20 protein-coding genes are annotated in these 21,437 nt (G+C 64.1%); 11 read left to right on the plus strand and 9 right to left on the minus strand.

Annotation, left to right across the window (positions count from 1 at the left end; translation table 11 throughout):
- Positions 1 to 642: 642 nt before the first annotated feature.
- The 7 genes from MNBBLIKP_RS11605 to MNBBLIKP_RS11635 all read left to right on the plus strand — a co-directional run bounded on the left by MNBBLIKP_RS11605 (position 643) and on the right by MNBBLIKP_RS11635 (position 7,478).
- Positions 643 to 1,581: an alpha/beta hydrolase gene (locus MNBBLIKP_RS11605; protein WP_176399752.1), complete on the plus strand. Its 939-nt coding sequence runs from the start codon at positions 643 to 645 to the stop codon at positions 1,579 to 1,581.
- Between the two features lie 10 nt (positions 1,582 to 1,591).
- On the plus strand, positions 1,592 to 2,944 hold the full coding sequence (locus MNBBLIKP_RS11610; protein WP_088310414.1) for a M48 family metalloprotease: 1,353 nt from the start codon (positions 1,592 to 1,594) through the stop codon (positions 2,942 to 2,944).
- 11 nt (positions 2,945 to 2,955) lie between these two features.
- A complete protein-coding gene (locus tag MNBBLIKP_RS11615; protein WP_088310415.1) occupies positions 2,956 to 3,672 on the plus strand; it encodes a DsbA family protein in 717 nt (238 codons plus the stop codon).
- A gap of 74 nt (positions 3,673 to 3,746) precedes the next feature.
- Positions 3,747 to 4,907, plus strand: coding sequence for a sensor histidine kinase (locus tag MNBBLIKP_RS11620; protein ID WP_088310416.1), 1,161 nt, complete (start codon positions 3,747 to 3,749; stop codon positions 4,905 to 4,907).
- 16 nt (positions 4,908 to 4,923) lie between these two features.
- A complete protein-coding gene (locus MNBBLIKP_RS11625; protein ID WP_088310417.1) occupies positions 4,924 to 5,718 on the plus strand; it encodes a LytR/AlgR family response regulator transcription factor in 795 nt (264 codons plus the stop codon).
- A 204-nt stretch (positions 5,719 to 5,922) separates the two neighbouring features.
- Complete coding sequence (nadC, locus tag MNBBLIKP_RS11630; RefSeq protein ID WP_088310418.1) at positions 5,923 to 6,780, plus strand: carboxylating nicotinate-nucleotide diphosphorylase; 858 nt, start codon at positions 5,923 to 5,925, stop codon at positions 6,778 to 6,780.
- A complete protein-coding gene (locus MNBBLIKP_RS11635) occupies positions 6,777 to 7,478 on the plus strand; it encodes a ribonuclease T2 family protein (RefSeq protein WP_254913022.1) in 702 nt (233 codons plus the stop codon). Before nadC ends, MNBBLIKP_RS11635 begins: the two co-directional genes overlap by 4 nt.
- A 175-nt stretch (positions 7,479 to 7,653) precedes the next feature.
- On the opposite strand, the gene MNBBLIKP_RS11640 is transcribed toward MNBBLIKP_RS11635, so the two are convergent.
- Positions 7,654 to 8,112, minus strand: coding sequence for a nucleoside deaminase (locus MNBBLIKP_RS11640; RefSeq protein WP_088310419.1), 459 nt, complete (start codon positions 8,110 to 8,112; stop codon positions 7,654 to 7,656).
- 261 nt (positions 8,113 to 8,373) lie between these two features.
- Between MNBBLIKP_RS11640 and rpmB the strand changes: the two genes are divergently transcribed.
- Entirely contained in the window at positions 8,374 to 8,658 is a 285-nt protein-coding gene (rpmB, locus tag MNBBLIKP_RS11645) for a 50S ribosomal protein L28 (RefSeq protein ID WP_088310420.1), read from the plus strand.
- A gap of 56 nt (positions 8,659 to 8,714) precedes the next feature.
- Here rpmB and MNBBLIKP_RS11650 read toward each other — a convergent pair whose 3' ends face one another.
- A complete protein-coding gene (locus tag MNBBLIKP_RS11650) occupies positions 8,715 to 9,698 on the minus strand; it encodes an esterase-like activity of phytase family protein (protein WP_088310421.1) in 984 nt (327 codons plus the stop codon).
- Between the two features lie 122 nt (positions 9,699 to 9,820).
- Between MNBBLIKP_RS11650 and MNBBLIKP_RS11655 the strand changes: the two genes are divergently transcribed.
- Positions 9,821 to 10,354, plus strand: a complete 534-nt coding sequence (locus MNBBLIKP_RS11655; RefSeq protein WP_088310422.1) for a hypothetical protein — start codon at positions 9,821 to 9,823, stop codon at positions 10,352 to 10,354.
- 119 nt (positions 10,355 to 10,473) lie between these two features.
- Here the strand turns inward: MNBBLIKP_RS11655 and MNBBLIKP_RS11660 are convergent, their stop codons facing one another.
- Together MNBBLIKP_RS11660 and MNBBLIKP_RS11665 are read right to left on the minus strand one after the other, a co-directional pair.
- The gene (locus tag MNBBLIKP_RS11660) at positions 10,474 to 10,773 is read right to left on the minus strand and encodes a hypothetical protein (RefSeq protein ID WP_088310423.1); all 300 of its coding nucleotides are present in this window, start codon (positions 10,771 to 10,773) and stop codon (positions 10,474 to 10,476) included.
- Positions 10,774 to 10,862: 89 nt separating this feature from the next.
- Positions 10,863 to 12,050, minus strand: a complete 1,188-nt coding sequence (locus MNBBLIKP_RS11665; protein WP_088310424.1) for an aspartyl/asparaginyl beta-hydroxylase domain-containing protein — start codon at positions 12,048 to 12,050, stop codon at positions 10,863 to 10,865.
- Positions 12,051 to 12,128: 78 nt separating this feature from the next.
- Here MNBBLIKP_RS11665 and MNBBLIKP_RS11670 point away from each other — a divergent pair, with 78 nt between their 5' ends.
- Positions 12,129 to 13,148 carry a hypothetical protein gene (locus MNBBLIKP_RS11670; protein ID WP_088310425.1) on the plus strand — a complete coding sequence of 340 codons (1,020 nt, stop codon included), beginning with the start codon at positions 12,129 to 12,131 and terminating at the stop codon, positions 13,146 to 13,148.
- A gap of 120 nt (positions 13,149 to 13,268) precedes the next feature.
- On the opposite strand, the gene MNBBLIKP_RS11675 is transcribed toward MNBBLIKP_RS11670, so the two are convergent.
- The 4 genes from MNBBLIKP_RS11675 to xseA all read right to left on the minus strand — a co-directional run bounded on the left by MNBBLIKP_RS11675 (position 13,269) and on the right by xseA (position 19,197).
- Positions 13,269 to 16,346, minus strand: a complete 3,078-nt coding sequence (locus tag MNBBLIKP_RS11675) for a TonB-dependent receptor plug domain-containing protein (RefSeq protein WP_369678916.1) — start codon at positions 16,344 to 16,346, stop codon at positions 13,269 to 13,271.
- A 267-nt stretch (positions 16,347 to 16,613) separates the two neighbouring features.
- Positions 16,614 to 17,468: a M23 family metallopeptidase gene (locus MNBBLIKP_RS11680; protein ID WP_441339277.1), complete on the minus strand. Its 855-nt coding sequence runs from the start codon at positions 17,466 to 17,468 to the stop codon at positions 16,614 to 16,616.
- Positions 17,469 to 17,497: 29 nt separating this feature from the next.
- Positions 17,498 to 17,701 (minus strand): DUF2093 domain-containing protein, encoded by a 204-nt coding sequence (locus MNBBLIKP_RS11685; RefSeq protein WP_088310427.1) that lies wholly within the window; start codon positions 17,699 to 17,701, stop codon positions 17,498 to 17,500.
- A 26-nt stretch (positions 17,702 to 17,727) separates the two neighbouring features.
- Positions 17,728 to 19,197, minus strand: coding sequence for an exodeoxyribonuclease VII large subunit (gene xseA / locus MNBBLIKP_RS11690; RefSeq protein ID WP_088310428.1), 1,470 nt, complete (start codon positions 19,195 to 19,197; stop codon positions 17,728 to 17,730).
- On the opposite strand from xseA, the gene purD reads away from it, so the two are divergent.
- Entirely contained in the window at positions 19,196 to 20,476 is a 1,281-nt protein-coding gene (gene purD, locus MNBBLIKP_RS11695; protein WP_088310429.1) for a phosphoribosylamine--glycine ligase, read from the plus strand. The two genes, xseA and purD, sit on opposite strands and share 2 nt — an antisense overlap.
- Positions 20,477 to 20,482: 6 nt before the next feature.
- On the opposite strand, the gene MNBBLIKP_RS11700 is transcribed toward purD, so the two are convergent.
- The gene (locus tag MNBBLIKP_RS11700) at positions 20,483 to 21,364 is read right to left on the minus strand and encodes a division plane positioning ATPase MipZ (RefSeq protein ID WP_088310430.1); all 882 of its coding nucleotides are present in this window, start codon (positions 21,362 to 21,364) and stop codon (positions 20,483 to 20,485) included.
- Positions 21,365 to 21,437: the final 73 nt, after the last annotated feature.

The raw sequence follows: 21,437 nt of genomic DNA on the forward strand, positions 1-21,437 counted from the left end.
CTGTCCAACTGCGAGGGGGACGGGCGCCGTGTCTTCGGACAGGGCGCCCGTTTGCTGTGGGGCGGTGGGGTTGTGCGGATGAATTCGAATGCCGGGTTGAATGTCTGCCTTCGTCGACATCAAACCGCAAAACAGTCGTTCCGGTCACGATGACATTGCGGACCCAAATCAACTCGTCACCCCGGACTTGATCCGGGGTCCAGCTGCCTTGCGCCATAGCACTGAGCNAGCTGGACCCCGGGTCAAGCCCGGGGTGACGGGTGGGGAGGGAAGCGCGTCCCCTCCCCCCAACATTCCAGCCATTATTGCGCTGCCTTGCCTCCTATGAAAGCGGCCGGTCCTGCGGAGAGCTCGCACCCTGACAGGGTCACGCAGAGGCCGCGGAGGAGAAGGGGAGACGCAGAGACGGTGGTTTGCGCCGCAGGCTCCTGCCTTCCTGCAGCGGTGCGGCCTGCCGGAAAGTCGGTATAAGAGTGCAGCTTCGCCGCCAGCGCGACACCTCTGCGCCTCCTCTTCTTCTCTGCGGCCTCTGCGTGAACCCAAATGACGCAGCGCCAGCCCAATCGCCGAACCTGTCGCGCAAGCCATCCCCCTGCCTTTCGGCTTTGCCCAATCCGCACAATATGCTTAGTCCTGCGCTTCATGGCATTCAGGAAACCGGGCAAATTGGGCTGGACTCTCATCACAATCGCCGCGCTGCTGGCGCTGCTGGCGGGCGCGTTCGTTTATGGCGTGCGCAACCACGGCCTGGCCATGCTCGACTGGGCCGACCGGACCATGGCCGGGACCAAGGGCGCGCGGCAGGTGTTGGATGGGGCGGCCTATGGCCCGCTCCCCGCGCAGAAAGTGGACGTGTTCGTGCCGGAAACACCCGGGCCGCATCCGGTGCTGGTCTGGGTGCCGGGCGGCGGGTGGCACAGCGGAACGGCGGGGCAGTATCATTTCATCGGCCGTCAATTTGCCCGGGCCGGCTATGTCACGGTGCTGGCCGGATACCGGCTGGTGCCCGAAGGCACCTATCCCCGCATGCTGGAAGACAGCGCCATGGCGGTCCGCTGGACGCTGGATCATGCGGCAGAACTGGGCGGCGATCCGCAGCGGCTGTTTCTGATGGGGCAATCGGCCGGGGCCTATAATGTGGTCATGCTGGGGCTGGAACGGCAATGGCTGGGGCGCGAGGGCGTGGCCGATGGCGCGGTAAAGGGGATTATCGGGTTGTCCGGCCCTTATGACTTTTACCCCTTTACCTCGGATTCGGCGCGCAATGCCTTTGGCCATATGCCCGATCCCGGAGTGACCCAGCCGATCAACCACGTGCGCGGCGATGCCCCGCCGATGCTGCTGCTGACCGGGGATACCGACACCACGGTCAAACCGCGCAATTCCTTTGCCCTGGCCAAGGCGCTGACCGCTGCCGGGCAGCCGACCCAGGCCGTGGTGATCAAGGGCGCCAACCACGAGGATACGGTCAAGCTGCTGGCCGCGCCCTTCAACCGCGACCGGCGCCAGCTTGACGCGGTGCTGGGCTTCCTGGCGGCGCACGGCGCGGCTTCAGCACCCGTTCAGGCACCGAAAGGCTAATCGGACCGCAATGCGTCTGCTGTCCCGCCTGCTTGCCGCGCTGACCGCGCTTAGCCTGACCGCCCAGCCGGTCATGGCGCAATCGATCCTGCGCGATGCCGAAACCGAAGCCCTGCTGCATGACATGGCCAGCCCGTTGATCGCTGCTGCAGGACTTGATCCCGCCAATGTCGACGTGGTGATGATCGGCGACAATTCGATCAATGCCTTCGTGGCGGGCGGGCAAGCGGTCTATATCCATTCCGGGCTGATCAATGCGGCGACCAGCGCGGCCGAAGTGCAGGGCGTGATCGCGCATGAACTGGGCCATATCACCGGCGGCCACGTGATCAGTGACGGCGGCAGCAAGGCCGCGACCGGGATTTCGATCCTCAGCCTGCTGCTGAGCGCAGCGGCGGCGGCGGCCGGGGCAGGCGATGCGGCGATGGGCGTCTTCATGGCCGGACAACAGGCCGCGATGGGCAAGTACCTGGCCTTCAGCCGCGGCCAGGAATCGAGCGCCGATGCGGCGGGGGCACAGTATCTTTCCAAGGCCGGGATTTCGGGCAAGGGCTCGCTCGCATTCTTCCGCAAGCTGCAGAACATGGAATATCGCTATGGCTTTCAGCGCGATGCCGACAGCGAGTTCTATTCGACCCACCCGATGACGGCTGACCGGATCGCCACGCTGGAAGATACCTATCAGCAGGACCCGGCCTGGACCCGGTCGAGCGATGCGGCGCTGGAAGCGCGGTTTCAGCGGGTCAAGGCCAAGCTCTATGGCTATGTCGCCGAACCGCAGGCAACCTTGCGCGACTATCCGGTGACCATGACCGGGGTGCCCGCGCGCTATGCCCGGGCCTATGCCTGGCACAAGGACGCGCTGATGGACAAGGCCATGGCCGAAACCGACGCCTTGCTCGCCGCCGCGCCCAACGATCCCTATTTCCTTGAACTGAAGGGCCAGATCCTGCTCGAAAGCGGCAAGCCTGCCGATGCGCTTGCCCCCTTGCGCCGCGCGGTCGATCTGACCAGCAACCAGCCGCTGATTGCCACCACATTCGGCCACGCCCTGATCGCGACCGAGGATCCGGCCAATTTCAGGGAAGCCGAACGCGTGCTCAAGGCCGCAGTCGCGCGTGACCGGGAAAACCCCTTCGCCTGGTACCAGCTCGGCGTGGTCTATGAAGCCAATGGCGACACGGCCCGCGCGCGCCTCGCCAGCGCCGAACAACAGGTGATGAGCCTTCAGATGCCCCAGGCACTGCGCAGCGCCGAAGCCGCCGAAGCGATGCTGCCCAAGGGCAGTGCTGACTGGCTGCGCGCGCAGGACATCGCGATGCAAGCGCGCGCGGCGATTGAACGCAAGGGCAAACGCAGGTAGGCCGCTTGCCCATGACCGATCGCAAAACCGCAAATTCGCTGCTGCTCTCGCTTGCCGGACTGGCCCTGCTGATCGTCGGGGCCGCCGGGGGCTGGTGGTACGAAAGCCGCCGCACCAAAGAGGTGGTCAAGCAGACCATTCTCGAAAACCCCGAAATCCTGCCGCAGGCGATGCAGGAACTGCAGCGCCGCGAAAGTGCCAAATCGCTGGCCAGCGTTTCGGAAACGATCTTTGCGCCGTTCCCCGGATCGGTGCTGGGCAATCCGCAGGGCAAAGTGACCCTGGTCGAATTCACCGATTTCGCCTGCACCTATTGCCGCAGTTCGGTGGCCGATGTCGAAGCCCTGATCAAGACCAACCCGGACCTCAAGGTGGTGGTGCGGCATATGCCGATCCTTTCGCCGCAAAGCGGAGTGGCGGCGCAGTGGGGCCTGGCTGCGGCGGAACAGGGCCGCTATGCCGCGTTCCACCACGCCATGTTCGCCGCGGGCCGCCCCGATGCCACCACGATCGAAGCCGCCGCGCGCGTCGCCGGGCTTGACCTCGCCCGGGCACAGAAATTCGTGGCCGATGCCAGCGTGGCGAAAGAGCTGGAAGGCAACCTGAACTATGCCCGCACTCTGGGGTTTGATGGCACCCCGGCCTGGGTCATCGGCGGCCAGATGTTCAGCGGCGCCGTCGGCCGCGACCTGCTGGCCAAGGCGATCGCGGAAGAACGGGGCGCCTGAGGCATGGTGCGGGCCGGGCGGGCCCCGTTTGCTTTTTGGTGGGAACTTCGCCCGCGAATGACTAGATAGCCCTCATGGCCGTGCTGCCCTTTCGCCCGACCCCGTTTTTCGCGAACAAGAACCGCGCGTTCTGGCGCCTGCAGGCGGTCGGCTGGGGCGGGGCGATGCTGCTGCGCGCGATGTCGGGGATCGCCAATGGCCTGGCGCTGTCCTACCTCGTGCTGGTTCTGCTGCAGACCATCACCGGCTTTTCGATCACCCTGATCCTTTCGGTGATCTACCGCCAGCTGATCAACCGCCGCCCGATCATCACCTGGGGGGTAACCGCGGTGCTGCTGCCGTTCGCGGTGGCGCTTTATGCTTTCATCGATGCCTGGGTGAACGGGCTCTATTACGGCACCAGCGCGGTCGGCTTTGCCCAACGCTTCATCGGCGGGTTCTATATCGACGCGACCCTGCTGATGAGCTGGTCGGCGCTCTATTACGCGATCAATTTCTTCCTGCAGATCGAGGAACAGAACGATCAGCTGATCCAGCTGGAAAACCAGGCAACGAGCGCGCAGCTGGCGATGCTGCGTTACCAGCTGAACCCGCATTTCCTGTTCAACACGCTCAATTCGATTTCCACCCTGGTGCTGCTGAAACAGACCGAACCGGCCAATGCCATGCTGAGCCGCCTGTCGAGCTTTCTGCGCTATACCCTGGTCAACGAACCGGCCGGGCGGGTGACCGTGGCGCAGGAAGTGGAGACGCTGAAGCTCTATCTCGACATCGAGCGGATGCGGTTTGAAGAGCGGTTGCGGACCAGTTTCCGGATCGATCCGGTGACCGAACCGGCCTTGCTGCCCTCGCTGTTGCTCCAGCCCCTGGTCGAAAACGCCATCAAATATGCCGTCAGCCCGCAGGAAGCGGGGGCCGAAATCACCATTGCGGCGCAACTCGTCGGTCCAAACCTTCGCATCACCGTCTCCGACACCGGCCCGGGATTGCAAAACAATGCCGCCAGCAACAGGTTGAGTGGTGTGACATTCGACGGCGGCGAACCGGTATCCACCGGCGTGGGTCTGGCCAATATCCGGGATCGGCTGGCCCAGGCCTATGGCGAGGACCACCGGTTCGAAACGATGGAACCGCCGGAGGGTGGCTTCGCCGTGCTGATCGAACTGCCATACGAGCGCCGCGACCCCAATCCTGCCGTGCCCGGGGCTGACCAGCGTCCGCTCCAGGCGCTCTGAAACGGAACCAGTCCCCATGACCATCCGCACCATCATCGTCGACGATGAAAAGCTCGCCATCCAGGGGCTGATGCTGCGCCTGCAGAAGTTCCCCGATGTCGAAATTATCGACACCTGCAACAACGGGCGCGAGGCGATCCGCAAGATCAAGACCGAAAAGCCGGATCTGGTGTTCCTCGACATCCAGATGCCCGGGTTTGACGGGTTCAGCGTGGTCAAAGGCGTGATGGAAATCGAACCGCCGCTGATCGTGTTCGTCACCGCCTATCAGGAACACGCCGTCCGCGCGTTTGAAGCCAATGCCGTCAATTACCTGATGAAGCCGGTGGACGAGGACAAGCTGGCCGACACCCTGGAACGCGTGCGCCTGCGCCTGAGCGAAAAGCACGCGGCGGAAGAGGCCGAAAAGCTCAAGATCGTGCTGGCCGAAGTGGCCCCCGACGCGATGGAGGCCATGCCCGAAGAGGCTGAGGTGACCGCGCGCTATGAAAAGCTGATCAACATCAAGGATCGCGGCCAGATCTTCCGGGTCGATGTCGATTCGATCGAATATGTCGAAGCGGCCGGCGATTACATGTGCATCTACACCGGCGACAACAGCTATATCCTGCGCGAAACGATGAAAGACCTCGAACGCCGCCTCGATCCGCGCGCCTTCCAGCGGGTCCATCGCTCGACCATCGTCAACCTCGACAAGGTCCGCCAGGTCAAGCCGCACACCAATGGCGAATGCTTCCTGGTGCTGGAATCGAACGCGCAGCTGAAAGTCAGCCGAAGCTACCGCGATGTGGTAGCGCGGTTCGTGCATTGAACCACTAAGTTCCTCCCTATTTTCGGCCTCTGCCGCAAATGGGGAGGTGGATCGCCCCTAGGGCGAGACGGAGGGGTAAGAGCCTCGCCGCATGACCCCTCCGTCAGCCGCCTTCGGCGTCTGCCACCTCCCCATTTGTCCCTGCGGGAAAAATAGGGAGGATCTGGTTCTCGACAGCTCCGGTCAGCTTGGTATTGAACCCCAATGACTTTCTCCCTCCCCGGTTTTGATCTGAACCACTTCGTTCGCGCCACGCTCGACGAGGATCTCGGCCTCGGCCTGCCGGGCGGCGGGCAAGATGTGACCAGCGAAAGCGTGATCCCGGCCGATGCCCGCTTTTCGGGCGTGATGGACAGCCGCGATGCAATCACCGTGGCCGGGCTAGGCATCGCCGTGGCCTTTTTCCGCGCACTCGATCCCGACATGGCAATCGAGCTGCTGGTGGAAGACGGCGCGCAAATTGGCCCCGGCACCGATCTGATGCGGATCGAAGGCAATGCCCGGGCCATGCTGACGGCGGAACGCGCCGCGCTCAACACCGTGCAGCACCTGTCGGGCATCGCCACCATGACCCGCACCTATGTCGATGCGATGCAAGGGCACGCGACTCTGCTCGATACCCGCAAGACCATCCCCGGGCTGCGCCATCTGGAAAAATACGCGACGCGGATGGGCGGGGCGACCAATCACCGCATGGGGCTGTGGGATGCAGCGATGATCAAGGACAACCACGTTCTGGTGGCCGGCGGCGTGGGCGAAGCGGTGCGCCGCGCGCGGGAGGCCGGGGTCAAATCGATCATCTGCGAAGTTGACCGGATCGATCAGATCGAACCCGCGCTGGCTGCCGGCGCGAGCCACTTGCTGCTAGACAATATGGACGTGCCGATGCTGCGGCAGGCCGTGGCACTGATCGCCGGGCGCGTCCCCAGCGAAGCCTCGGGCGGGGTGCGGCTTGACACCATCGCCGCCATCGCCGCCACCGGCGTCACTTACGTCTCGGTCGGCCGCCTGACCCAAAGTGCCCCGGCGGCGGACGTGGGGCTGGATTTTACCCCGCTGTGAGGGCCGCGCTTGCCCTGATCGCGCTTGCGCTGCCCGCACCCGCTCTGGCCCAGGCCTATCAGTGCCGCGTGCCGCAAAACCTGGCCATGCCGCGTCCCGTGCAGCCCGATGGCAAGACCGTGCGTGCGCCGGTCAGCGGCTATACTCTGGCGGTGAGCTGGTCGCCCGAATTCTGCCGGGGCAAAAACGCCAGCGATCCGGACAATCTGCAATGCAACGGCAGCGCCGGGCGATTCGGCTTTGTGCTCCACGGGCTGTGGCCCGAGGCCGCCAAAGGCCCGGCGCCGCAATGGTGCGCGCTGAGCCCGCGTCCAAGCATGGAAGATTTCAAGGCCAACTTGTGCATGACCCCGGTGCCGTGGCTGATGGAGCACGAATGGGCTAAGCATGGCAGCTGCATGGCTACCAATCCCAAGGCCTATTTCAAGGTCGCGGCGATCCTGTGGAACTCGCTGCGCCTGCCCGATGCCGACAAGCTGTCTCGCCAGCCCGGCGTGACCATGGGCGATCTGCGGCAGGCTTTCCTCGCCGCCAACCCCGGCTGGCGCGAATCGTCGATCGGGATCCTGGCCAGCAACGGCGGCTGGCTGCGCGAACTGCGCCTTTGCTATGGCAAGGACTTCAAACCAGCGGCTTGTGACCGGCGCAGCTTTGGTCCGAAGAACGATATGCCGCTGAAGGTGTGGCGCGGGCTCTGATTGATTTTCCTACACGGCAACGATTTGGTATGAAGCCAGTTGCTCTTTGAAATTGTTGGGTTTTGTTTCCGGTATCCGCAGTGGCGGTGGCGCTGGATTGTATCTGCGGAGAGCTGGCAACCGGGGGGCTGGAATTTTTCCCTGAACCGTGTCCAGTGTGTCCACCCGGGCCAATTCAGGCCCGGCGCGCGGCAAAAAATTCGCGCAGCAACTCCGCCGCCTCGGCCTCGCCCATTCCGGAATAGATTTCGGGCCGGTGCAGGCACTGGTCATGCTCGAACACCCGCGCACCGTGTTCTACCGCGCCGCCCTTGGGATCAGAGGCCGCGTAATAGAGCTTGCCGATTCGCGCATGGCTGATCGCCCCGGCGCACATTGGGCAAGGCTCCAGCGTGACCCACAGCTCGCAGCCGGTCAGCCGCTCGCTCCCCAGCACGCGCGCGGCAGCGCGAATCGCCAGCAGTTCGGCATGGGCAGTGGGATCATGCAGCCCGCGTGGCTGGTTGTGGGCTGCGGCGATCACTTGCCCGTCCTTGATGACCACCGCGCCAATCGGCACTTCACCCGCCGATTCGCCCTTGCGGGCCTCGCTCAGGGCCAGTTGCATCGGTTCGGGCAGCGGCCAACGGCTCATTTGCGTGGAAATAGGGCGCTTTCATGGGTGCGGCAAGGACATCCGTCCTTGCCTTGGCAACACCGGCCCGCGCCCCCGGCCCGACCACCCATAGGGTACGATCAACGGGTGGTCGGGCCGGGGGCGCGGGCCGGTGTTGCCAAGGGGTCTGCGGAGGCAGATCCCGCACAAAACAGAGACTCTGCTTGACCAAGCAAGGGTGAATCGGTATGCGCGCGCCTTCTCCCGTCATGGGCGGCAACATTCGAAGCGAGTTTTACCATGTCCCGTATTTGCGAACTGACCGGCAAGGGCCGCCAGGTAGGCCACAACGTCAGCCACGCCAACAACAAGACCAAGCGCGTCTTCCTGCCCAACCTGCAGAACGTCACGCTGATGTCCGAAGCGCTGGATCGCAGCTTCAAGTTCCGCGTATCGACCCAGGGCCTGCGCTCGGTCGAACACGTCGGCGGGCTGGACAACTGGCTGCTCAAGACCTCGGACAGCAAGCTTTCGGAAAGCGCCGTCAAGGTGAAGCGCGAGCTCGTCAAGAAGCAGGCCGCCTGAACCAATCCCTGTAAAGGGTAACAGCAGGGCGCGTGGGACCACCCGCGCGCCTTTTGCTATTGCGGCAGGTCCTGCATCTGGAATTCAAAGGCCAGCAGCAGGCTGCGCTGCAGATCGGCATTGTTGTCATCGCTGATCATCCAGGCCGCCATTCGGCCCTGGCCCAGCGGTTCAAGCGCCAGTCCTTCGTAATTGTCCATTGGCACATCGGCGGGAAACTCGCCCAGATCCTTCATTTCCACTACAGCCCCGGGGGCAATGCCGCGCGGGTCCAGCAGGCCAAGGCGGGCTGAAAAGCGCATCGGAAAGGGCCAGATCAAGCGGCGCTGCAGCACCAGCACGCGGCCATCGGGCAGTACGGCCATGTCAGTCGGACGAAACTGCCAAGGCCCGGCGATATAGAATGGGAATGGTTCTGCTCCCTCCGCCGGATCGCCAGTGAACAGCAATGCCGGATGGGCGGCCTGATCACGCCAGCGCGTGGTGCATTCGCACAGCGCAATGGTGCGGCCATCGGCCAACCGCGCAATCGCTTCGGGCCCGGTATTGGCCGGCCAGCGGCGCATCGCAGCGGGTTGGTGATAGGCCTCCATCTGCAACTTGCGATCGAACCGCATCACCAGATTGCGTCCTTCTGAAGCGATCCACAGCCGGCCTGTGGCGGGATCGCGCTGGGCCGCTTCCGTATCGCGGTCCTGCTTGCGCCAGGCGCGGGGGGCAAACAGGGTCGACAAATGAACCGGCCCGCGCTCGCCGGGTTCAGGGAACTCCAGCGTATAGCCCGCATCGCTGATCGCCAGCAGGCGTCCGGGGGCAGACTGGACCAGCGCGGAATAGCCGCCGAACTGCTGGTTCGGGCTGGCCAGCTGCCACGCCCCGGTAAGATGCAGCGGACCGATGCGGCAGCAGTCAGCCGGCAGAGGAAGGGCCTTGATGGTCAGTTCCTGCGCCAGGGAGAAGGGCCGCAAGGGGCTGCGCAGCCAGGTGACGGGGGCAAGCGCGGCGATCAGCAGCAGGGCAAGGATCAGGCGGCGCGGCATAGCCTGCCTGCACTGGGCGTTCCGCCTCGGCAAATCAAGGCTGTGCGCCGTGCCGTGACGATTGACGCCCCGCCGGGCAAGGGGCAAGATCGCTGCAGACCAATTGAAGGGGGATAGATCCCGTGGCGAGCCTGTTTCACCGTTCCATTCTGGGCCTGATTGCCCTGTCCTGCGCCACCGCTGCACTAGCGAAGGACAAGGACAAGGATGAGAATCTGGCTCCTCCGCCGGTGTTTCAGGCCGTGATCGAATGCAAGGACCTGACCGATCCCGCGCAGCGTCTGGCCTGTTATGATCGCACGGTCGGCGCGATGGCGAGCGCGCGGGAAACCAAGGATCTGGTTGTGGCGGACCGCGCCACCATGCGCGAGGCTCGCAAGGGACTGTTCGGCCTCGCGCTACCCAAGATCAAGCTGTTTGGCGGGGGCGACAGTGAAGATGTGGTGGCGATCGATGGCACGATCGAAAGCACCTATGCCGCGCGGGATGGCAACTTTGTGTTCGTGCTGGCCGATGGCGCGCGCTGGAAACAGATCGATGGCCGCCCCGCCTATGCCAAGAAGGGCGACCCGATCCATATTGAAAAAGCTTCGCTCGGCAGCTTCTTTGCCAAGATCGGCCGCGGCCAGAACGCCCGGGTAATCCGGATCCAGTAGCCGGGGCGGCTGCTTAGGGTCAGGAAGGAAGGCGCAGGAATATGTCGATATTTCAACACTTCCTGACGAAGCGCTGGGCCATTCTGCCGCCGCGAAGGCGCGGTTGATAGGTCCTGACCCTAGCTGCCGACCTGGCCCGCCGTCTCATTCATCAGGCGGACGGTGTCGCGCGCGGCACGGTTGCCATCATCATCGGCCCGGGCCCAGTCCCGCTTGGTCCGGCATACGGTGTGTGCCTTGGCCACACTGCCGATTTCGACATCGCGGCGGCAGCGGATGAAATAGGGATGATCCTTGCCGACGGTCTTGTTGAAGGCGCGGATTTCCTTCAGCGACATGTGGCTGGGATCGGGTTCGGGAACGCTCGGTGAAGCCGTCCTGGCAATGGCGGCGGCAAGAATGACGGGAAACAGGGTCATAAGAGTCCAACTTCCGTAAGTGGCTGAATGGGCCGGAGGTTATCCTTGCCCGCTGGGCAAGGCAAGCGTGGAACCGCGTCGTTCGTCGATCAGGGCCGTGCCAGCGAACGGCCTGTGGCTTCGAAGTAACGCACGATGGCCTGCTGCTCAGCCGTGGTCAGGTGCGGGTTCCAGGTGTCGATAATCAGGATGTGGCGGCGCTGATCGCTGTTGTTCCAGGCCTCGTGATCGATCGAATCGTCGAAAGCAAAGGCCTTGCCCTCTACCCACGGCCGTGTTTCCCCGCCGACGCGAAAGCCGCAATCGGGGGGCACATCAAGCGCAAGATGGACGATCGCGCGGGTATTGGTAACCCCGGTATGGGCCGGAATAGCGCTGTGCGGCTTGAGCATCGAAAAGAAGGCGTTGGGCGCCTTGCCGGGAATTTGCTGCAACGGCAGCCGTTTCAGCAGCGCCGCAGTTTTGGGACAACGCTCCAGCACGGGCTGATTGGGCTGGCCATATTCGTAGAGGAAGCAGGCGCTCCAGTCATAATTGTGGCTAAGGGGAGACCACTTGTTCTGCGGGGCGCCGGGTTCCATCTGGACATAGGGAATGATCGCCGGATTGCCTTCTTCCAGCAGGCCATGCAGCTCTGCCCGGATGTCATCCGTCGCTGCTTCCAGTTCGGCCAGCCATGGGAAATGCTTGAAATCGAAGTATTCGTCAGCCGGCAGGAACGGATAATAGAGCCCGGCACATTCGTTGAAATAGACCCGGCGACGGCCGATCGAATGATCATAGAAGGCGCGGACCCGGCGGCGCTCAGTCTCGTCCAGCACCGGGTCAAGCTCGGCATAGGCGAGGTCGGCATCGGTGCCGATCCGGCGCTGCATTTCCGCAACGAAGTCCCGACCGATTTGCAGTTCCGCATCAAGCCCGGGAACCGGATTCTCTATCCCCAAGGCCAGTTGCAGCGCGCCGGTCCAGGCAGACAGGGCCTCTTCCTCGTCACCAATGCGTTGCAGGTTCTGGGCCTTGCGCAGCTGCGCGACGAAATCGGTTCGATCAAGGTCGAGCGCCTGGTTGAGGATCGCCAGCTCACCCTTGTCGTCTCCGCTATCGCGCAAGGCATGCGCCAGATTGCGCCACAGCGCGCCCGCCAGCGGATCATGAGCGGTAGCGCGGCGAAAGGCCTCTACCGCAAGGGCGGCGTTGCCTGCGCGCAGGGCAGCCATGCCCTCGGCATTGGCTTCTCGAGCGGCGGCGAGCCGCGCCTGATCGGTAGTATCCGCCATGCGGGCCGGGATAAGCCGGGCTCGGCGGCGCCGCAAGCGAGAGTTGCAGGCGGGCCGGGCTTTGCCTAGGCTGCCGGAATGGCCTTGCCCCAATTTGCCCTGACCGATCCTGAGTGGCTGGCGCACCGCCATCTGGAGGGTCAGGACCGGGTGCGGTTCATCCACGTGCCACGCAGCGATCACCGCCGCGTGCCGTTTCTGACCGACGAATACCTTGGCGCGGCGCGGGCACAAGACGAGCGCGGTGTGGCCCAATGCCTTGACGAGGTTGCCCCCCGGCGGATGGGCTTTCTGTTCCATTCGGCGTTCTGCGGATCGACCATGCTGCTGTCCGCGCTCGATCAGCCAGGGGTGGCGATGGGCTTGTCTGAACCGGTGCTGCTCAACGATCTGGTTGGATTTCGTCGGCGCGGCGCTCAACCTGCAGCAGTGGCAAGGCTGGCTGATGGCGCAACGCGGTTGCTTGCCCGGCCGTTTGAGCCGCAAGAGCTGGCGGTGGTCAAACCCTCCAACGTACTCAACCCTTTGGCCGAACTGCTGCTCGCCCTGCGGGCTGACAGCAATGCGATCCTGCTCCATGCTCCTTTGGAGACATTTCTGATATCGGTGGTCCGCAAGGGGCTGTGGTGCCGCCTGTGGGTGCGCGAGCTGCTGGAAGGGTTGTTGACCGACCGGGCGGTGGACCTGGGGTTCACTCCGCAGGACTATTTCCGCCAGAGCGACCTGCAGATTGCGGCGATAGGTTGGTTGGCCCAGCATGCCCTGTTTCAACGGTTGGCGGCCAAACTGGGGCCTGGCCGGATCCGCACGCTGGATTCAGAAGTTCTGACCGCCCGGCCCGCCGATGTCTTGCGGGCCGCAACGCGGCATTATCAGCTGCAGGCTGATCCCGCGCAATTGGCCGCTATGGCCGGCAGTCCGGTGTTCTCGCGGCATTCGAAGTCCGGTGAAAGGTTCGATTCCGCCCGGCGCGGGATTGAATATGCCGAGGCGCGCGCCGCGCACGGCGATGAGATTGGCAAAGTTACGCTGTGGGCCGCAGAAGTGGCACGCGCGGCGGGCATCGCAATGGAATTGCCTCATCCGCTGATCGCCTGACCATCCGGTCGGCGCGGTCCAACTGCCTTCAGATCATACTTCAGATCAGAGCGTCTGGCACACAAACGAAAGGGGGCGGGCATTGCTGCCCGCCCCCTGACGTTTCGAGTGCAGTTCCGACTAGAACTTCACGCGGGCGCTCACCGCAAAACGGCGACCCAGCGCGTCGTAGCTCGACGGATAGGTGTTGCCACCGTTCTGCGACGTGGTGCCGACGGTGCCACCAACCAGCGGCGGCTTCTTGTCGAACAGGTTGAACACCGACATGGTTACGTCGAAGTTCTTGGTCACGTCGAAGCGGGTGGTCAGGTCGAACCAGCTGTAGGCCTTGATCGTACGGAACTTGGTATCGATCAAGCAGCCGCCGCCGCCATTGGCGATCGCGTCGCCAGCGTCGGTGGTGTAGTTCGGGCAGCCCTGCTGAGCGGCCGGCAGCAAAACACCAGCCGAGTTGCGGTTGGCCGCTTCGGCCGCCGCAATGTCGTCAGCCAGCTGCTGGTCTTCCAGATGCACCTTGTTCATCCAGCGCCACAGCAGCGAGATGTCCACCGGACCCAGGCTGAGTGTAGTGCGCTGGTTGAACGAGTACTTCGGCTGGATCGACGAGCAGTTGATCGAGTACTGGTTGACGCAGTCACGATCCAGCGAGGTCGGGGTCGCCTGGAACTTCGAATGCGCGGTGTAGTTGCCCTGGAAGGCGAACGACACACGAGCTTCCTGACCCAGCATCGTGCCGATGCCGGTCGTGTAGTTCATGCTCAGATCGATACCGTTGGTGGCCAGCTTGCCGAGGTTCGAAAGCACGCCGAACAGACCGAAGGTCGTGTCGGGTGGACCGTCGAGCGCGCCGCTGATCGGGTTACGACGGATCGAGGTGCAGGCCGGGTTGGTGGCGCTGGAAGCACTGAGGCTGCCGAAGCAGGCCGAGATCAGGTCCGCCGGGGTCGGCGTGGTGATCGCGTCCTTCACCTTGATGTCATAATAATCGACCGTGGCCGAGAAGCCCGGCAGGAACGCAGGCGTGAACACCGCACCGACAGTCCAGGTGGTGGCCGTTTCCGGACCCACGTTGGTGTTACCGCCAGCAGTGATGTTGGCCTGGCCAGCGGTCGGGTTGTTGATGAACCCGATGGTCGCCACAGGAGCGCCCTGTGCAAGGCAGACCGCCCGGAGGTTGGCATTCGAGTTCGGTGCACCACCAGCACAGGGATCGGTGCCCAGGTTGGTCAGGCCGGTCGACACAGGCGAGAACAGTTCGCCGATGTTCGGGGCGCGGACCGCGCGCTGGTAGTTGCCACGGAACTTGAAGTCCGGGGTCGGGGCCCAAGTGCCGGCCACCTTCCAGGTGGTGGCATTGTAGGTCGGGTTACCGGCCGTCGCGATCTTGTAGTGCGACTGACGGATACCTGCTTCGACCGACAGCTGGTGCAGCATCGGCTTGTCCTGTGCCAGCGGCACGATCAATTCGCCGAAGCCTTCGTACACTTCATAGCCGCCCTTGATGTCCGGAGCTGCGCCACCGGCGCCGCCCAGTTCACCAGCGGTCTTGGCCAGAAGGTCCGAAGCCTGCTCTGCCTGATACTTGCGGTATTCGGTCCCAACCGCGAAGTTGATCCCGTCCGAAGCCCAGGGCGAGCTGATGCCGGTATCACCGCTGATCACGCCCTTGACCTGGTCAAGCTTGGTGTTGACCTGGTTGGTGGAGTTGTCGTTGATGAAATCGACCTGCGCAGCATTGACGGCACCCGGCTGGAAGATGTTCAGCGGGACGCAGCCATTGGTGTTGGTCAAGCAGCTGTTGGGGTTGGTTGCCAGCAGAGCCTGACGCACGCGCGAAAGCAGCACGTAGTTCTGGATGGTCTGCAGCTTCTTCGATTCGCCGTGCGAGCCATTCACGTCAAAGTGAATGTTGTCGGTGATGTCACCGCGCACACCGGCGCGCATGTCAAACACCTGGCTGTTGTAGCTCGAAATACGCGGACCGACTTCAACTGCGCGCCAGCGCAGACCGAAGTTGAAGGTGCGGTAGTTCGGATCCGACGGGCTCAGGGCCGTGGCGGCCGCGGCGCACTGTGCAGCGGTCATGGTGGTGCCACCACCCAGCGCAGCGTTGGTCGCAGCGCGGGCGCACAGCGTGGCGCGCTGTGCAGCGGTGATGAACGGGTTCGAAACCGGCACCGAAACGGCCGAAGCGAACACGCCCGACGGCGCGATCACGGTGTCAACGGTGTTGTTCGAATACATGCCGCGGGCATAGACTTCGATCCCGTCAGCCACTTCATAGCGAGCCTGGCTGAACATGTTGAAGCGCTTGAACGGCACCTGGAACACGTTGTACGGGTTGAAGTTGAAGGGCTTGTTGTAAGCCTTCAGCGCGGTACCATCATCGGTGACCTGCAGGTTGCCGCCGGCGATGTCGAAACGGGCCGGGTTGGTGGTCGACGAACCCTGACCAGCGGTGAAGGTTTCGTCATACGATTCCAGGGTCACTTCCGACAGCGGACGATCGCCGCCGAAGAACACCGGATCGGCCTTCTGGTAGCCCAGCGACAGCACGGCGTTGCCGCGGCCATCGTCAAAGTTGGCGCCCAGGGTCACGTCACCGCGGAAGGTGTTGCCATCACCGCGCTCGGTGACTTGTTCGGACACGGTCGCAACCATGCCGGCGAAATCCTTCTTGGTGATGAAGTTGATCACGCCCGAGATCGCGTCAGCACCGTAGGTCGAGCTTGCACCGCCGGTCAGGACCTGGGTGTTCTGGATCAGGGAAAGCGGGATGTTGTTAAGGTCAACACGGCCGGTAAGGTCAGCCGGGACGATCCGGTCACCATCGAGCAGCACGATGTTGCGGTTCGAACCCAGACCACGAAGGTCGACGTACGAAGAACCGCCGTTGCCGTTGTTCACGTTCGAACCGACCGAAGGAACAGCGCCAGGCAGAGTGCGCAGCACTTCTTCAGCGACGTTCGACTGACGCAGTTCGAGTTCCTGGCTGCCGATGGTGGCAACCGGAGCCGACGAAGTCAGGTTCGGGTTACGGATCAGCGAGCCGGTGACCACGATGGTCTGGTCTTCGGGGGCAGATTCATCCGCGGCGGCATCCTGCGCATAGGCAGCAGCCGACGAGAGCAGCACCATGGCGCCGCCGGCGACCATGTAGGTCGCGCTCGAAAGGAGCGATTTCTTGATGGTTTTCACAGGTCAGTCCCTCTGTAGATCCGGCGAACGGGCCGCACGGATTCCTGATCATCCCCAGCCAGACAGGGCATATGCCCCGCCCAAAATGCGGATAGATGAGGCGTGAATGACGAATGAACCCGTGCGGATCAAAGGATTTTCAAGGATCAGCCGCATTCGGTTGACGCCTGTTGCATGTGCGCCACAGGGCTGTGACACGCGCGCAATATTTTTACGTTACGCAGGAAAATTGCGCAACTTACATCCGTGTCGACGCGTAAGGCCCGGTCAGCGCCGGGGCATCGGTCCGGCAAACAACGAGGCATCGAGCCGGGAATCACGCCATTTCATCGACCAGTGCAAGTGCGGACCCGTTGCGCGGCCGGTCATGCCGATGTTGCCGATGTACTGGCCCTGCCGCACCACATCGCCTTCTTTTACCGCCAGCTTCGAACAGTGCAGGAAAGCGCTGTTGAGCCCCATGCCGTGGTCGATCATCAGCAGCCGCCCTTCCAGCGAGAACGGGCTTTCCGCAGCAAGGATCACTACCCCGTCAGCCGGGGCGACAAAAGGTGTGCCGCTGGCCCCGGTGGCGATATCCATTCCTGAATGATAGCTGCCGGGCGTGCCATTGTAGATCCGCTGCGATCCGAACCGTCCGGAGATCCGGCCATAGACCGGCCAGATGAATTTTTGCCGCCAGCCGTCCGCCGCATGGTCCACAGCGCGGGCCGCGTTGATTCGCGCCAGTTCCCCGGCGCGGCGGCGGGCAAATTCTTCATTGGGCGCGGTGCCGGGCCGCGGGCCGATCGGGATATATTCCAGCTGCCAGCCGCGCTTGGCGATCGTCAGCGACTGAGTGACGCTGCGTCCATCGGCCAGACGGGCGACGAGCACGGCAGCCGGGACGGCATCGCGATCAAAGGCGATCAGGAACCGCCCATCCGGACCAAGCGGCACGGGCTTGCCATTGAAGCTGAGCGCATTGATTCCGCGCGGAGCAAGCCCGCGGGCATATCCGCCCTGGGTAAGCTCGCCGGTCAGCGCAAGGTCAAGCTGCGGTGCCAGCCCGAGCGCATCGGCGGCGCGCGCGCGCATTCCACCCAGGTCGGCCCCGAGTGCGGCGCCCAGGGCCAGGACCATGCCCGCGCCCAGCATTACGCTCCGCCGATTCACTTGCCGCCGCACAGCCGCCGGGTTGCAGCGGCGGCATCGGCATAGGCCTCCTGCCGCGCCGCGCTCCAGTAACGGAGCAGTTCAAGCGGGATAGCCTGGGCGGTCACGGCGCAGACCACGTGGCTGCCGGGGGTCATCACGCGAAAGCCATTGGCCTGGTAAAACAAGGTGGCCGCGCGGTCGGAGTTCTTCATCAGCATGGCATCCTCCTAGCCGCAGATTGCCGTCAGAGCAATTTGCCTTGCTCTGGCGGGGCGGGGCGCGGGGACGCCTTGGGCTTGGGCGTGGCTCGGGTTGCCGGATCAGCATGGGTTACCACTTCAAGCACCCCATCGCGGAAATGCAATGCCAGCGCGGCCTCATCCGCAGCGGCAGCGCGGCTTGTCAGGGTGCGGCCGTCCGCAGCGGTGACCCTGGCATAACCGCGTTCGAGAATGCCATCCGGGTTGAGCGACCGCGCGGTCCGCGCCAGGGCGTCCAGCCGCTCGCGCGCGGCCCCGATCCGTTGGGCAATCACGATGGGGCCAAACCGCACCGCGCCCAGCCGATCCTGCGCCCGCTCAAACCGGGCCGCGAGCAGAGGCGCAGAAAGCCGGGCGCGGTCTGCCTGCAAGGCCTGCTGGGCGAACTGGATCCGATCCTTGAGTCCGCGCCGCAGCCGTTCGGCCAGGTCATCAAGCCGCTGGACATAGGGGCTGAGGAGGTTCTCGGTGCGCGGCAGGCGCTCGGCCCGCACGACCAGCCGCTCGCGCCCCAATTGCAGCGGGCGCACCACTGCACGGCGCTGGCGCAGGCCAAGCTCGCCCAACTGCGCACGCAGTTCCTCGCGCACCGGCACGGCCATTTCGGCAGCAGCGGTGGGGGTCGGCGCGCGGCGATCAGCGGCGAAATCGACCAAGGTGGTGTCCGTCTCATGCCCAACGGCGCTAATCACCGGGATCGAACAATCCGCCACGGCTCGGACCACCACTTCTTCGTTGAAGGCCCACAGGTCCTCGATCGAACCGCCGCCGCGCGCAACAATCACCAGATCGGGGCGCGGGACCGGGCCATCGGGGCGCAGCGCCGAAAAGCCGCGCACGGCAGCGGCAACCTGCTCTGCCGCACCCTGCCCCTGGACCAGCACCGGCCAGACCAGCACCCGGGTGGGAAAGCGGTCAGCAAGGCGGTGGAGAATGTCGCGGATCACTGCCCCGGTCGGGCTCGTCACTACCCCGATCACACGCGGCAGAAACGGCAGGGCACGCTTGCGCTCGCTGGCAAACAGCCCTTCGGCCTCAAGCCGCGCCTTGGTCTTGGCGAGCAGCGCGAGCAGCGCTCCTTCACCTGCGATCTCCATCCGGTCGATCACGATCTGATAGTTCGAACGCCCCGGATAGGTGGTCAGCTTGCCGGTGGCGATCACTTCCAGTCCGTCTTCCGGCTGGAACGACAGGCGCTGGGCATTGCCGCGCCACAGCACCCCGTCCAGCCGGGCATTCTCATCCTTTAGTGCAAGGTACAGGTGGCCCGAAGCCGCGCGCTTGACCCCCGAAAGCTCGCCCCGCACCCGCACGAAGCCGAACCGGTCCTCGACCGTGCGCTTCAAGGCGGCGGAAATCTCGCTGACGGACAGTGCCTCGGCGTTGTCCCCGGCGCTTGGCTTCGCTACCAGCCCGCCAGTATCATCGTTATCAAGGTAAGAGGGACCGGGCATGAACATCCTGCTGCTGGGGTCGGGCGGGCGCGAACATGCGCTGGCGTGGAAGCTCGCGCAATCCCGGCTGTGTGACAAATTGTTCGCAAGCCCCGGCAATCCGGGCATCGCGGATCACGCCGAACTGGTCGCGCTGGACGCCGCCGATCACCCGGCGGTGACCGCGTTCTGCGAGGCGCAACGGATCGGTCTGGTCGTCATCGGCCCCGAAGCGCCGCTGGTCGATGGACTGGCCGACAGCCTGCGCGGCCAAGGCATTGCAGTGTTCGGGCCAAGCAAAGCGGCGGCGCAGCTTGAAGGCAGTAAAGCCTTCACCAAGGAACTGTGCGCCCGCCACAATATCCCGACCGGCGCTTTTGCGCGGGTGACAAGTGAGGCCGAAGGCCTCGCCGCGCTCGCCCGGTTCGGCGCGCCAGTGGTGGTCAAGGCCGATGGCCTGGCTGCAGGCAAAGGCGTGACCGTGGCCATGGTCATGGCCGAAGCTGAGGAAGCCGTGCGCGAAATCTTTTCGGGCCGGTTCGGCGAGGCCGGGGCCGAAGCCGTGATCGAAGAATTCCTGGATGGCGAGGAAGCGAGCTTCTTTGCCCTGACCGACGGCCACACCGTGGTCCCGTTCGGCTCTGCGCAGGACCACAAGCGGGTTGGCGATGGCGATACCGGACCCAACACCGGCGGGATGGGCGCATACAGCCCGGCGCGAGTGCTGACCCCGCTGCTGGAAGGCGAGGCGCTGGAACGGATTGTGGTGCCCACTGTGCGGGCCATGGCGGAAGAAGGCATGCCCTATTCCGGCGTGCTCTATGCCGGGCTGATGCTGACCAAGCAGGGCGTTCAACTGATCGAATACAACGCCCGCTTCGGCGATCCCGAATGCCAGGTGCTGATGCTGCGGCTGGAAGACGATCTGGGCGAACTGCTGCTCGCCTGTGCCGAAGGCAAACTCGCCACCCGCCAGCCCCCGCGCCTGTCAGCCGAACCCGCGCTGACCGTGGTCATGGCGGCAGAGGGTTATCCCGGGACCCCGAAGAAGGGCGGTTCGATTGCCGGAATCGACGCCGCAGAAGCAGGCGGTGCGAAAGTGTTTCACGCCGGCACCGCGCTGGCCGATGGCCAGCTGATCGCAACCGGCGGCCGCGTCCTCAACGTCACCGCGCGCGGCGCGAGTGTGACCGAGGCCCAGGCGAAAGCCTATGCTGCGGTCGACCTGCTTGAAGCCCCCGACCTGTTCTGCCGCCGCGACATCGGCTGGCGCGAAGTGGCGCGCGAAGCGAAAGGCTAAGGGGATCTATGCCGCGCAGGCGGCCAGTGTTGCCGGGCAAACCAGGTCCAGCAACTGCCGGACTTCGCTGACGGCCACTGAATGCGAGCGCGCAAGGTCTGGGATCCGCCCCAAATCCAGATGGGTCAGACCGAGCAGGAACAATTCGCGATAGATCACGCGTTCGGACAGCCCCTCTCCCAGTCTGAAATCGAGTTGCCCCGCCAGCTCTTGTAGCGCAGCTTCAACCCGGTTCTGATCATGACTGTTGTCACGACGCCGGCGATTGCGCAGTACCGCCCATTCGAGCGGCGCAAGTCCCGCTGCGCGGCGTGCCGCGCGCAAATCCAAAACCATTTCGGCAAAGCAGCCAGGCCCGCGATAGGCGCGGGTCAAGGGATGCAATCGCCCCAGCAGATCAAGATCGACAAAAGAGCTGGTCACCGGCGAGATCAGCAGATTGGCCATTGCCACTGCGCGGCGGACAATCCCGCAATCGGTCCCCGCAGCATCGATCACCACATAGTCGCAAGCTGCACCAAGGCGGGCAATTTCCTGAGCCAGCATGGCGCCGGTCTGGTGGTGCAGCACCACATGGCGCGGCTGTGGCAGCTTTACTCGCAGCCGATTGGCCGTGGCGCTGCGGTTTACCAAGGCGCGTGACAGACTTTGCTGGCGTCGGTCCAGATCGACACCAAGTACCTCATAGCCGGCATCAGCCAGAGCAACGCAGAGGTGAAAGGCCAGGGTTGACTTACCCACTCCACCCTTTTCGTTGGCGACCGTAATCACGCGTGCCTGCGGGCGTGGCCGGTTGGCGATGTCGTTAATCACAACACCCGGATGTTCGCCGCCGCGATCCGGGTTGCTCCATTCGAGCCCGCTATCGAGCAAAGTCGCCAGCTTCATTTCCCGTGCCCCGCCGCCAGGCCGAATCGCCTGCCTGTGGAAAACTACGGTAAAAACCAGTGGAAATCGAATC

Source organism: Novosphingobium sp. B 225 (genome assembly GCF_002198665.1).
Classification (GTDB): Bacteria; Pseudomonadota; Alphaproteobacteria; order Sphingomonadales; family Sphingomonadaceae; genus Novosphingobium.

Bases quoted from the DNA above. Each gene is read 5' to 3' on its own strand.
- MNBBLIKP_RS11650 (WP_088310421.1), bottom strand. From the start codon at position 9,698: ATGCCGCGCCGCCTGATCCTTGCCCTGCTGCTGATCGCCGCGCTTGCC.
- MNBBLIKP_RS11610 (WP_088310414.1), top strand. From the start codon at position 1,592: ATGCGTCTGCTGTCCCGCCTGCTTGCCGCGCTGACCGCGCTTAGCCTG.
- MNBBLIKP_RS11700 (WP_088310430.1), bottom strand. From the start codon at position 21,364: ATGAAGCTGGCGACTTTGCTCGATAGCGGGCTCGAATGGAGCAACCCG.
- rpmB (WP_088310420.1), top strand. From the start codon at position 8,374: ATGTCCCGTATTTGCGAACTGACCGGCAAGGGCCGCCAGGTAGGCCAC.
- xseA (WP_088310428.1), bottom strand. From the start codon at position 19,197: ATGCCCGGTCCCTCTTACCTTGATAACGATGATACTGGCGGGCTGGTA.
- MNBBLIKP_RS11615 (WP_088310415.1), top strand. From the start codon at position 2,956: ATGACCGATCGCAAAACCGCAAATTCGCTGCTGCTCTCGCTTGCCGGA.
- MNBBLIKP_RS11625 (WP_088310417.1), top strand. From the start codon at position 4,924: ATGACCATCCGCACCATCATCGTCGACGATGAAAAGCTCGCCATCCAG.
- nadC (WP_088310418.1), top strand. From the start codon at position 5,923: ATGACTTTCTCCCTCCCCGGTTTTGATCTGAACCACTTCGTTCGCGCC.
- MNBBLIKP_RS11670 (WP_088310425.1), top strand. From the start codon at position 12,129: ATGGCCTTGCCCCAATTTGCCCTGACCGATCCTGAGTGGCTGGCGCAC.
- MNBBLIKP_RS11605 (WP_176399752.1), top strand. From the start codon at position 643: ATGGCATTCAGGAAACCGGGCAAATTGGGCTGGACTCTCATCACAATC.
- MNBBLIKP_RS11685 (WP_088310427.1), bottom strand. From the start codon at position 17,701: ATGCTGATGAAGAACTCCGACCGCGCGGCCACCTTGTTTTACCAGGCC.
- MNBBLIKP_RS11640 (WP_088310419.1), bottom strand. From the start codon at position 8,112: ATGAGCCGTTGGCCGCTGCCCGAACCGATGCAACTGGCCCTGAGCGAG.
- MNBBLIKP_RS11620 (WP_088310416.1), top strand. From the start codon at position 3,747: ATGGCCGTGCTGCCCTTTCGCCCGACCCCGTTTTTCGCGAACAAGAAC.
- MNBBLIKP_RS11660 (WP_088310423.1), bottom strand. From the start codon at position 10,773: ATGACCCTGTTTCCCGTCATTCTTGCCGCCGCCATTGCCAGGACGGCT.
- purD (WP_088310429.1), top strand. From the start codon at position 19,196: ATGAACATCCTGCTGCTGGGGTCGGGCGGGCGCGAACATGCGCTGGCG.
- MNBBLIKP_RS11680 (WP_441339277.1), bottom strand. From the start codon at position 17,468: ATGGTCCTGGCCCTGGGCGCCGCACTCGGGGCCGACCTGGGTGGAATG.
- MNBBLIKP_RS11665 (WP_088310424.1), bottom strand. From the start codon at position 12,050: ATGGCGGATACTACCGATCAGGCGCGGCTCGCCGCCGCTCGAGAAGCC.